Annotated in this window: 6 protein-coding genes and 6 pseudogenes; 4 read left to right on the forward strand and 8 right to left on the reverse strand. The window is 60.0% G+C overall.

Annotated elements, in window-relative coordinates:
* Positions 1-125 precede the first annotated feature (125 nt).
* A pseudogene (istA, locus tag IVA96_RS04690) lies at positions 126-1,638 on the forward strand (IS21 family transposase).
* A 10-nt stretch (positions 1,639-1,648) separates the two neighbouring features.
* Positions 1,649-2,388, forward strand: a pseudogene (gene istB / locus IVA96_RS04695) (IS21-like element helper ATPase IstB).
* 234 nt (positions 2,389-2,622) lie between these two features.
* Here the strand turns inward: istB and IVA96_RS04700 are convergent.
* The 8 genes and pseudogenes from IVA96_RS04700 to IVA96_RS04735 form a co-directional block, all read right to left on the reverse strand.
* Positions 2,623-2,871 (reverse strand): annotated as a pseudogene (locus IVA96_RS04700) (DDE-type integrase/transposase/recombinase); the annotation flags it as partial.
* A 32-nt stretch (positions 2,872-2,903) separates the two neighbouring features.
* Positions 2,904-4,382 (reverse strand): IS66 family transposase, encoded by a 1,479-nt coding sequence (locus tag IVA96_RS04705; RefSeq protein WP_247415599.1) that lies wholly within the window; start codon positions 4,380-4,382, stop codon positions 2,904-2,906.
* Positions 4,383-4,504: 122 nt separating this feature from the next.
* Positions 4,505-4,861, reverse strand: a complete 357-nt coding sequence (tnpB, locus tag IVA96_RS04710; RefSeq protein ID WP_247415603.1) for an IS66 family insertion sequence element accessory protein TnpB — start codon at positions 4,859-4,861, stop codon at positions 4,505-4,507.
* Complete coding sequence (locus tag IVA96_RS04715; protein WP_247415605.1) at positions 4,858-5,286, reverse strand: transposase; 429 nt, start codon at positions 5,284-5,286, stop codon at positions 4,858-4,860. The genes tnpB and IVA96_RS04715 overlap by 4 nt, the downstream gene beginning before the upstream one ends.
* A gap of 91 nt (positions 5,287-5,377) precedes the next feature.
* Positions 5,378-5,735: pseudogene (locus tag IVA96_RS04720) on the reverse strand (IS3 family transposase); the annotation flags it as partial.
* Positions 5,736-7,099 (reverse strand): annotated as a pseudogene (locus IVA96_RS04725) (IS110 family transposase). It lies immediately after the preceding pseudogene.
* A gap of 235 nt (positions 7,100-7,334) precedes the next feature.
* Positions 7,335-7,589 (reverse strand): annotated as a pseudogene (locus IVA96_RS04730) (transposase); the annotation flags it as partial.
* A gap of 224 nt (positions 7,590-7,813) precedes the next feature.
* Positions 7,814-8,269, reverse strand: a complete 456-nt coding sequence (locus IVA96_RS04735) for a thioesterase family protein (RefSeq protein ID WP_247415608.1) — start codon at positions 8,267-8,269, stop codon at positions 7,814-7,816.
* A gap of 762 nt (positions 8,270-9,031) precedes the next feature.
* Here IVA96_RS04735 and IVA96_RS04740 point away from each other — a divergent pair.
* Positions 9,032-9,913 carry an amino acid ABC transporter permease gene (locus IVA96_RS04740; RefSeq protein ID WP_247415611.1) on the forward strand — a complete coding sequence of 294 codons (882 nt, stop codon included), beginning with the start codon at positions 9,032-9,034 and terminating at the stop codon, positions 9,911-9,913.
* A 13-nt stretch (positions 9,914-9,926) separates the two neighbouring features.
* Complete coding sequence (locus IVA96_RS04745) at positions 9,927-10,691, forward strand: amino acid ABC transporter ATP-binding protein (protein ID WP_247415612.1); 765 nt, start codon at positions 9,927-9,929, stop codon at positions 10,689-10,691.
* Positions 10,692-11,411 lie beyond the last annotated feature (720 nt).

Genomic DNA, 11,411 nt, shown 5'->3' on the forward strand with positions numbered 1-11,411 from the left:
GAGAATTGTCCGCGCAGGATTCCGAAGCAATCGCGCGCACTTTGGAGTTAGGAGGACCTGATCGTTGGGGCATTTATCCAGTCGGATAGCGACCGGAGAAATGGATGCCGACGAGGAGGGTTACGATGCGCCACGTGCGCGAGATTTTGCGTCTGAGCCTTGAAGCAGGGGGTATCGACGAGGGTGATTGGTGAGCGAGCCGGGGTCGGGGCGACGACGGTTCGGGATATGCTGAAGCGGTTTGCACGCTCGGGGCTAAGTTGGCCAGTCCCTGCGGAGATAAGCGACGCCGAGCTGGAAGCGTGCCTGTACGGCTTACCTGGGGTGAAGCCCGGCCGGCGCAAGCAGGCGGAACCGGACTGGTCGGCGGTGGCACGTGAGCTGAAGCGCAAGCATGTGACGCTGCAGGTTCTGTGGGAAGAATATATCGGCGCGCACCCGGATGGCTATCGCTACAGCCGTTGGTGTGACCTGTTCCGGCGCTGGAAAGGCCGCCTGCCTCTGACGATGCGGCAGAACCACGGGGCGGCGAGAAGATGTTTGTCGATTACGCCGGCGACAGGGTGCCGGTTGTAGTCGACCGCCGGACCGGTGAGGTGCGCGGTGCCCATCTGTTTGTGGCGGTGCTCGGCGGATCGAGCTTGTCATTTGCCTGCGCGACGTGGACCGAGCAGTTCGCCGATTGGATCGAGGCGCACAATCGCGCCTTCGCCTTCTTCGGCGGCGTGCCCATCTTCTGGTCCCCCACAACGCGAAGGTCGCGGTGATCAAGGCGTGTCACTTCGATCCGATGGTCAACCGCAGCTATACCGACATGGCGCGCCATTACGGCACGGCGGTGCTCCCGGCGCGGCCGAGGAAGCCGCGGAAGGCGAAAGTCGAAGCCTGCGTCGGCATTATGGGTTCTGGGCCGCTTGCGTAACCGGATCTTTTACAGCCTGGCCGAGGTGAACGCTGCGGTCGCCGAGTGCATCGCCGATCTCAACGACACACGGGTGCTTCGCCAGTACAGCAAAACGCGGCGTCAGCTGTTCGAGGAGATCGACGCGCCGAACCTCAAGCCGCTATCGATCGAACGTGGATCCATGCTGAGTGGAAGCGTTGCCGGGTCGGGCTCGATTATCACATTGCCATCGAGCACCACCATTACTCGGTGCCGTGGCGCTTCGCCCGCCGCGAGGTCGAGGCCCGCATGACCGCACGCACCGTCGAAATCTTCCTTGATGGCGAACGCATCGCCGCCCACATGCGTGGAAGCGGCAACGGGCGACATACGACGATCCCCGAACATATGCCGTCGAGCCACCGGTGCTACCGTGAATGGACGCCATTGAAGATCCGGGAAGAGGCTGCGCGGATTGGGCCGATGCTGTCGCTGCTGGTTGAGAAGATCATCGAGGATCGGCCGCATCCCGAGCAGGGCTACCGTCATGCCTGGGCATCATCGGACTGGAGAAGCGCTTCGGCACCGAACGCCTGGAAGCGGCCGCGCGGCGCGCGCTGGAGATCCAGGCGCGCAACTATCCCTCGGTCAAACCGATCCTCGAGAAGGGGCTCGACAAGATCCCGGTGCGCAAAGCCCCGGAGCAAACGCCGATCTTCCACACCAACATCCGGGGCCCCGGATATTACCACTGAAAGGACTGCAATGCTCAAACACCCGACACTCGAACTGCTGGGGCAACTCGGTCTGGCAGGCATGGCCAATGCGTTCATCGAACTGGGAAGCAACAGCGATGCGGCCAACCTCAGCCACGCCGAATGGCTTGCCCTTCTCCTCGATCACGAGGCGACCTACCGCAATGGCCGCGCCTTGCGCTGCGCCTTCGTCATGCCCGGCTAGGCCACCATGCCGTGCCTGAGGACGTCGATTACCGCGCTGCGCGAGGTCTCGATCGCCGACTGTTCGATAGGCTGCTCAAGGGCGACTGGATCGCCGCCCATGAGAGCTTGGCCATCATCGGGCCGGCCGGCGTCGGGAAGAGTTGGTTGGCCTGCGCCATCGGCCACAAGGCTTGCCGTGATAATCGCTCGGTGCTCTACACTCGGCTGCCGCGCCTGATCAATGACCTGTCCCTGGCCAAGGGTGACGGCCGCATCGCCGCGCGCATGAAAAGCCTCGCCAGGGTCGATCTCCTTATCCTCGACGATTGGGGGCTTGAACCGCTCGACGGCAATGCCCGTCACCACCTGCTCGAAATCCTCGAAGACCGGTACGGGCGTCGCTCAACGCTGGTGACCAGTCAGCTCCCGGTGGCCCGCTGGTTCGATCTGATCGGGGATCCCACCTACGCCGATGCCATCCTCGACCGCCTCGTTCACAACGCTCACCGGCTCGAACTCAGCGGCGAATCCATGCGCAGGTCCACCATCCCCGCTGCCGCTTGACCAGACCCCAAACACAGTGACATCTTGCCGTGACGATCAGGTGCTCGACCTGCGCGCGATCAGATCGGAACGCTGCGCGGCATCAGATCGGAATACATGCGCGCGATCGTCGGAATCCGCAGCCCCCGGCCTGGCGATGGCAATGGCGCCCGTCCTGACCGCGCCGATCGCCGATTTACAACCTTCATCGCAACCTCCAACGTCATGGTGTTGCGACGACCGTTTGAATCCGCCCTGACTGCCTTGGTCGGAGTGGTGCAACAGTGCTTCCGGCTTGCCGCGTCGCCAGACGGCCGTCAGCAGGGCATGGGTCACCAACTGAGCTGTCATGGCGGCGCTCATCGACCAACCCACCACCCGGCGTGAGAACAGGTCGATCACTGCTGCGACGTAGAGCCAGCCCTCGGCGGTCCAGAGATACGTAAAATCGGCGACCCACTTCTGGTTCGGCCGCTCGGCAGTGAATTGCCGGCCAAGGAGGTTCGCCGGCACGGTCTCGAGCGTAAGCGTCGTTCTCAGGCCACGGCTTTGAGGGCTTGAGCGCGGTAAGCCCAGGGCAATAGCTGGTCGATGTCGCGGTTTCGATGGCCGTTGACGATGCTGGTGAGCGCGTCGATCAGGTAAGCAAGCGGATCGACGTCATTCAGCTTACAGGTTTCGACCAGGGATGCGATGATCGCCCAGTGCTCGGCACCGCCGTCGGAGCCCGCGAACAGCGCATTTTTCCGGTTGAGCGTGATCGGACGGATCGAACGTTCGACGGCGTTGTTGTCGAGCTCGATACGGCCATCATCGATGAAGCGCGTCAGACCCTCCCAGCGTGAGAGCGCATAGCGGATGGCGTCGGCGAGCTTGGCCTTCTGGCTGATCAGGGCGAGTTTTGCGTGTAGCCACTTCTGGAAGGTATCGGCAAGCGGCTGGCCTTTCTGCTGCCGCACGAGGCGACGCTCCTCGGCGCTGCGGCCGCGGATGTCCTTCTCAATCGCGTAGAACTCGGCGATGTGCTTGAGCGCCTCGCTCGCGATGGGTGCCGGGCCAGGTGTTGCGAGCTCATAGAAGTTGCGGCGCATGTGCGCCCAACAGAACGCAAGCTCAACGTCGCCCCGCTCAGCGAGTTTGGCGTAACCGGCATAGCCGTCGACCTGCAGGATCCCCTTGAAGCCTGCGAGATGAACGATCGGTCGATCGGCTTTGCGATCGGGGGCATAGACGTAGGCGACGCCCGGCGGATCGACGCCGCCCCATGGTCGGTCGTCTGCCGCATAGGCCCAGAGCTGACCGGTCTTGGTGCGCCCGCGGCCGGGATCAAGCACCGGCATTGTTGTCTCGTCGACGAACAGCTTTGGCCGTTGCCTGAGCTTGCCGAGGAGGCGCTCATGCAACGGACGCAGGTGGAAGGCTGCTTGTCCCACCCAGTCCGCCAACGTTGAACGATCGAGCTCAATGCCCTGACGGGCGTAAATCTGCGCCTGCCGGTAGAGCGGCAGGTGATCGGCATATTTGGAGACCAGCATCTGGGCGACGGTAGCCTCGGTCGGCAATCCGCCCTCGATCAGCCTGGCCGGGGCTGGCGCTTGTATGACCCCATTCTCGCAGGCCCGGCAGGCGTATTTGGGCCGCCGGGTCACGAGGATCCGGAACTGCGCCGGGACCAGGTCCAGCCGCTCGCTTCTGTCCTCGCCGATCCGGTGCAACTCACCCTGGCAGCAGGGACAGGTCTTGTCCTCGATATCGACGATGACCTCGATCCGCGGCAGGTGCGCCGGCAACGCGCGACGGTTGCCGCGGCGCTTGCGAGCTCGCGCATCACGGCCTTCAGGTGCACTGACGTTCTGTGCCGTCTCGCCGTACGCGGCGACTTGCTCGACGTCTTCCAGGCCCAGCAGCATCTGATCTTCGGGTAGCGTCTCCGCCCGCCGGCCAAACCGGTGTCGCTGCATTTCCTTGATGATCTGACGCAGCCGTTCGCTCTCGCACCGCTCGGCAAGCAGCATCGCTTTCAGCGTCTCGAGATCGTCAGGCAGGGCGTCGCTCACACCCAAATCAGAGCATATTCGCCGTCATCTTGCGACGCGTTCGGCGCTCCTGATTCACTTCGCCGCAGTACTGCCAACAGCTATCCGGGCTGCGCTGGCGCCGGCGTCTCCCGTGCCTCATGCACAAGCCGCCAGTCGAGTCCTTCCAGCAGCGCCGACAATTGCGCCGCCGACAGACGCATCACACCGTCCTCGATCTTCGGCCAGCGGAAGATCCCATCCTCAAGCCTCTTGGCGAACAGGCACAGGCCCGTTCCATCCCAGAACACCAGCTTAATCCGGTCCGCCCGCTTGGCCCGGAACACATAGACAGCTCCCGAGAATGGGTCAGCCCCCATGGTCTCGCGCACCAAGGTCGCAAGCCCCTCCATTCTCTTGCGGAAGTCTACCGGTTTGGTTGCCACCATCACCCGAACCGCACCCGATGGACCGATCACCGGCTTGCCTTCAGCGCCTGGACGATCGACGCGATCATCGTTGGGTCCGCTCCGCGACCGGCCCGGATCGTGATGCCGTCGACTTCGATCTCGATGATCCCGCTATCTGCCTTACGCGCCACTTTGCGCTCCTGGTGAGCAGCCGGCGCCGGTACCACCGCGTCCACTACCGCTTGCACAAACTGTACTTCGTCCGCTTGGGAATGACCGCCTGCTGCTTGTCGCAACTGACGGCGCCAGCCAAACAGCTGCTGCGGCGACAATCCATGCCGTCGGGCCACGGAACACACCGAGTCGCCACTCGCCACGATCTCCGCGACGATCCGCGCCTTGTCCTCGTCGCTCCACTTCCGCCGACGACCGGCTCCGGTGAAGACCTCAAGCCGCCGCACCGGCTCGGTGATAGCAGTATGCACTGTGTCCATTCTAAGCCTAACGGTCAAAACCGAACCGCAGACTCGCAGATCGCCCCATCATCCGGTAGGTGGCCGCTGAACAGCGCTTACTCTCGAGCTGCCGGTCGCCGCTGTCCTTCGGCAAGCGCCGGCGTCGCGGCCGCGCCCGCAAGCCTTGCAGGCGCATCAGTCATTTGATTTGGTGGAGGCCACAGTTCGCCCCATCGGCAAGCAGATCACGCCACACCCGGCGCGCACCATAGGTGCGGTCGCTCGCTATGAAGCTGGCCTTCCACCTTGCCGCCGAGCTCTTCGTCGCTGCGGGATCTGGCGCTGGGCGAGCGATTCAGCCAGGCATGGAAGCCCGACCGCGACACCGCCAGCGCATCGCATAGCCATGCCACCGGCCAGATCGCCCGGTGCTTCGCAATGAAGACGAACTTCATGTCGCTTCCTTCGCGAAGAAGGCTGCGGCCTTCCTAAGAAACAGCCAATTGGCCGCCCGGGTCCACTTGCAGGACGAAGCCGAGTGACTTGGCACGTCGCCTCAGATTGGCGACGACACGGCTGCGATATTGTTCCTCGTAGTGATCAGCACCTGGATCCCTGTAGGTCATGCCGTGCATAAGCGTATTGTAGAACAGAACCGCTATTTTGCGAGCGGTCGCCGTCACCGCCTTTGCCTTGCCGGCGCGCAAAGCCAGCCGTCGATAGAATGCGCCAAGCGCCGTATCGCTCCGCCCAACCGTCGTCGCTGCGAGCCGCAGCAGTGCCGCTGCTCGACTGGAGATCGTCGTGTGCGCGAAGATAGTACCTTGCCACCGGAGATCTTGTTACCTGGCGCGAGGCACAGCCAGGAGGTGAAGTGCTTGGCGGTCGGCCAAGCCTTCAGATCCGTGCCGCACTCGCCGATTAGCTTCAACGCGAGTGATGGCCCCAACCCATGGATCTCAGTCAGATCAACGCCGAGAACGCCGTATAATGCGGTCCTGACGTCGAACGACGGTGTGTTAAGCTGCCTGGTCTTCACCCGCGGCCTGGAGAGCTTGCCGATTGGCTTGGCTCCTTTGTCAGTCAGCGCCGCGATCAAGGATTCCAGCTTGCGGTCACAATCGAGCATCTTGGCCTGGTAGGTGTCGTAGAGCTCCAGCGACTGGGTCAGTGCGAAGACATGTTCGTCCCGATTGTTGCCCACCAGTGCGGCGCGGATGGTCTCGATGGAGGAATGGCAGCGCACGTCGCGGTAGGTCGCCAACACGTCAGGATTCCGCTCACCCGGGACAATAGCTCGGATAATCCGCATCCCGGGTCGCGCCCGTTATGTCGGAGACGACGTGATGAAGTTGCAGGTTCATCTCCATCAGGGCCTTCTGCATGTGCTGGATATGTGCGGCTGCATATTCGACTAGCCGCTCTCGCTGGCGGAAATAGGCGCGTAGCGTCGCGATATCGGCATCAGGCCGAAAGCTGCCGCGCAGCAAACCGTAGGAATGAAGCTGGCGCAGCCAAGCGGCGTCGCTGACATCAGTTTTGCGTCCAGGCACGTTCTTGGCGTAACGAGCGTTGACCAGGATGACCTCGAACCCTCGCTGCTCCAGAATCTCGTAGACCGGGATCCAATAGACCCCCGTCGATTCCATCGCGACACTGATTACGCCGCACGCTTTGAACCAATCCGCCAGTTCGTGCAGGTCCTGCGTGAATGTGCCAAACGCACGCACCGGCGTGTCGGTGCACCCTGGATCGACCGCCGCCATGTGCATTTTGACCCAATGTCGATGGCGGCGGCTCCGACGTTGACCGGCTTTAAATCTGGGCGGCCACCGGCAGGCGTCTTCGGCATTGCAACTCCTCCGTCAGTCATGGGACTGGAGGGTCTGGGTTATGCCAATCGTCATCTTCCTAATCGGGATCGCTATCGGAACAGCGTCACCAATCTCAAGTTCGCATGCACCCATGGACCACGTTTTTTTACGGGGACTGCGCCTCCAATAAGCTGACGGCCGCTACCCTCCAAATCGAGAGGATAGCATTGTCTGTTTCTACCGCGCACAGGCGGGCCGGGGCCCGTGATGGTTTTTTAGGATATCCCGCTCGGCCTTTAACTTGGCGACCTCACGGCGCAACCGCTCGATCTCCTGCTGCTCCGGCTTCATCTGCCCGTGGCCGGCAAAGGCCTGCACCGGATCGGAGCCGAACTCTTTCACCCATTTGCGCAGAACGCTCTGTGGACATCCCAGGTCGCGCCCGGCCTGCGCCACCGACACCCCACGCTCCCTAACCAGCTTGACCGCCTCGATCTTGAACTCGCGACTGAATTTCCGTCTCTTCATCGCCCACCTCCGGCTTCATGAAACACCAATCTCGGTGTCCATCAAACCGGCAGCAGCTCAAACTTCCACGACAGCCATACGTCGCAACCATCTTTAGGCTAGCGCGAAGCTGGCCTGATTGTGTTGCAACCTTGTGAAAAGTAATCTCCACTCCCTGAGAGGGTTGGGGTGTCTACCGGGGCAGTTGTTCGGCATACCGAGCGCGCGGCCGGCTTAGAACAACGTCACCCGTGAGAGGTTTTTCGGCTAATCGACAATTGCGGAATGGCGTCGGCCGGCGGGGTGCCCCACGCAGCGAAGTAACTGCTGATCGGAGCGTTGAACAGCGCCACCCTCCGGCTCGCTGGGTCAAAGCAGAGGTTAAGTGTCTCGACAGTGCAGGCGACATCGCCTGCACTTTCAATGCGATGAAGAAGATGAAATCGCTTGGTGTCCGCGGCAATCAGGGTTGTGCGGATGTCGATCGATGCCCCCAAGCGCAGTTCGCGAACATAACGAACATAGGTCTCAGTCATGACAAATTGAAGGTCTTGGCCAGACGCACAATCGCGCTTAGCACGGCGCCATACTTCAATACTCGCAAGATCAGCTATTCGCTGATAGGTCAAGAAATTGACGTGATCAAGCTTGTCCAGCCACTCCTTATCAACTGCGCCTTCCCAAGTCTTGATCCAAGCCATGGTTCGCCTCCGCAAAGTTTGTCCTGATTCGCGCAAGGCAGAGCAGAGGCCCGTCCCGACCGCTATCGTTCGATCCAGTCCCTTACAGTCTTCTGGGTATCGTCGCTTGCTAGCGAGATACGCCATTCGCTTAGCGACATTCGAACGGTCGGCCTCGGCGGCTTCGAAATGACTTGAAAGTCGAAAGCAGTCGCATATGAGGCGAGCCAAGTCTCGAGTTGAACATGCTGCTCCATTTTCGAATGGGGTTCCCGGTAGAACGTGGCACGCGCCGTCATGAACAAGGTTTTAGCGGCATGTTGGGGCTTATTTTCTCCAATTTAGGACCGAATCTAATCAAAATCCTGCTTTCAATATCTTAAATGCGGGGTTTTATGTCGCACCGTCGAAGTTAGTGATACGCTGGCCTTCGAGCGCCTTGGCAAAATTGGAGCGAGGCAGACGGTGAAAATGAGATAGCGTATTTGTCTGGCGCCTAAGAACGTCCTTGCCACGTGATATCGTTTATCAGGAGCAGCACCCCGATCCAGCGCGGCGACCTAAAAAGTATTGCGCATGCAAAGTTGTAATGAGCGCAGTTTTAGTTCTAGACCCGCTGAGAAAGTGATGCCTCCCGCGTTCGCAGGAAATTCCGGGTCTCGCGAGTGACGTGCTGACTTTCGACGGGTTCTAGGCGAACATTGATGAAAAGCTGCGGTAAGGGAACGCGTAGTTTTCTTCCTGCGGGTTCAATGTCAAAGGCGGGCCGGGAGACAATTGGGCATGTCAGGTGTATCGATCGGAAAGCGAGCCGCCGTTGAGCAGGATCGTGTCGTGGAGGACATCTCTCGATTAGAGCGCGTGCGACGCAAGCATGTAGGGCGCTATCTAAGTGCTCTTGCGGTCGTGGCGCTGGTCACGTGGCTTGTGATGGCCTTTGTCCATGGTCAAATCGACTGGCCGGTTGTGAGGCGCTATCTTACAGTCCGTACAATCATCCTTGGTCTGGGGAACACCGTTCTAATGGCCTTCTTGGCAATGCTGCTAGGAATTCTGATTGGGGTGGCGGTCGCGATCATGCGCCTCTCCGACAACCCTCTGGTCAAGTGGGCGGCGGCTAGCTACGTCTGGTTCTTTCGCGGCACGCCGTTGCTACTGCAGTTGCTGCTTTGGTTCAATCTTGCGCTGGTGTTTCCCAAGCTCGGCATTCCGGGCCTCTTCGAGCTGCGTACGGTAGACGTGATGACGCCGTTTATTGCAGCGTTGCTCGGATTGGGCATCAATCAGGGAGCCTATACCTCGGAAGTGGTGCGCGCCGGATTATTATCTGTCGATCAAGGACAGTATGAGGCGGCGAGTGCGATCGGAATGCCCCGTCTTCAGGCGCTGCGCCGAATCATCCTACCGCAGGCGATGCGCGTCATTGTGCCCCCGATTGGCAATGAGCTCATCGGCATGGTCAAGCTGACATCACTCGCCAGCGTGATCCAGTTTTCGGAAATTGTTCACAACGCAGAGAACATCTATTACGTGAACAACTACGTAATTGAACTGCTGATAGTTGCTGCATTCTGGTACTTGATCGTGGTTACCGTGCTTACGTTCCTTCAAATGCGATTAGAGCGGCATTACGCACGCGGCGCCCGCAATACAAAACCACGCTAGGCTGGAAGAACACATGAATCCCATCGTTAAAGTCAGCGGCGTACGCAAGTCTTATGGTGCATTCGAAGCGCTTAAGGGGATCAACCTGGAGGTGGAGCGTGGCGAAGTGCTCTGCATTATTGGTCCATCGGGCTCGGGAAAGAGCACTTTGCTCCGGTGCATGAACCAGTTGGAAGTCGTTGATAGCGGCGCTCTGTGGGTGAACGGCGAATTAGTCGGTCACCGTCAGGTCGGCCGAAAATTGTATGAACTTTCCGGGCGTGATATCGCGCGACAACGCCTCGCGACGGGCATGGTGTTCCAGCGCTTCAATCTCTTCCCCCATAAGACGGCGCTGGAAAACATCACCGAAGGTCCGGTGCAAGTACTCAAACAAGAGCGCAAGCAGGCCGAGGTCGCCGCCCGTGAGTTGCTTGCGCGGGTCGGACTATCTCATAAGTGCGATGCTTATCCGGTTGAGCTATCGGGTGGTCAGCAGCAGCGCGTCGCAATTGCTCGCGCTCTCGCGATGAAACCAGCGTTGATGCTGTTCGATGAGCCGACCTCCGCGCTGGATCCCGAACTAGTTGGCGAAGTGCTTGTCGTGATGCGCGATCTCGCGCGAACTGGAATGACAATGATCGTTGTTACTCACGAACTCGGTTTCGCGCGGGAAGTGGCAAGTCGAGTGATTTTCATGGATCAAGGCCAAGTCATAGAAAGCGGCCCCCCGGCCCAGGTCCTCAGCAGCCCCACGCATGCCCGAACCCTGAATTTTATTTCAGCCGTCCTCAATTGACACCGCGTCTGTCAATCGCAAGAAGAAAGTTGTCTCAGCGATCGGTGCCTCCGCTTATAAAGTTCAATGCTCAAGATCCGGGATGTCAAACTGTGCGGGTCCTCTGTTTGCCGGCGTCTTGCGCACCTAAGATCCTGATCTAGACCTGATCTTCTCTTGAGCTGTGGTAAGGAGCCTAGGGTGGTTCTCTTCGAACGCCGAATACTAGAAGTGGCGAGGAACTTAAGCAGAGCTGGATGCAATCAAATCCCGACCGACCGATCGACCTGAGACGCCTTGCACACCAAATCTGGTCACGCATTCGAGTAGCAGCCGGCCCTGCTCGGTCCCCGGCTGGTGGGCTAATCGCCACTATTTTGGCAGCTCTCACATCGTTTGCGAATTGCCATCGACGACACAGAGCACGCTGCGTGATTACTGATTGCTTTCAGTGTCTAGACTAGCTCGCGCAGCAGCAACCGCGATAACGCCGATGGCCGAGTGTCTGCTGAGATTGTTGTAGAAGCCCTCGACGAAAGCGAGGATGATCGCGCTCGGCTTCATCGCGGGTCGCCTAGTGAAGCTGATAGATCAGTTCGGTTTTGAGCGCGTGGAAGAAGCTTTCTATACGGAAAAGAGCTCATCGGGATTCGAATGAACACGAAGCCGGCGTTCCGCATGCCGATCTGGGCGGCAAGCATGGCATCAGCGACGCCAGAATCTAAAAAGAGTTCATAGGTT

Origin of the sequence: Bradyrhizobium sp. 159, from assembly GCF_023073795.1 — a bacterium.
Classification (GTDB): domain Bacteria; phylum Pseudomonadota; class Alphaproteobacteria; order Rhizobiales; family Xanthobacteraceae; genus Bradyrhizobium.

Excerpts from the sequence above, each read along its gene's own strand:
- IVA96_RS04705 (WP_247415599.1), bottom strand. The coding sequence starts at position 4,382 with ATGCTGCTTGCCGAGCGGTGCGAGAGCGAACGGCTGCGTCAGATCATC.
- IVA96_RS04715 (WP_247415605.1), bottom strand. The coding sequence starts at position 5,286 with ATGGACACAGTGCATACTGCTATCACCGAGCCGGTGCGGCGGCTTGAG.
- IVA96_RS04735 (WP_247415608.1), bottom strand. The coding sequence starts at position 8,269 with ATGGCTTGGATCAAGACTTGGGAAGGCGCAGTTGATAAGGAGTGGCTG.
- IVA96_RS04740 (WP_247415611.1), top strand. The coding sequence starts at position 9,032 with ATGTCAGGTGTATCGATCGGAAAGCGAGCCGCCGTTGAGCAGGATCGT.
- IVA96_RS04745 (WP_247415612.1), top strand. The coding sequence starts at position 9,927 with ATGAATCCCATCGTTAAAGTCAGCGGCGTACGCAAGTCTTATGGTGCA.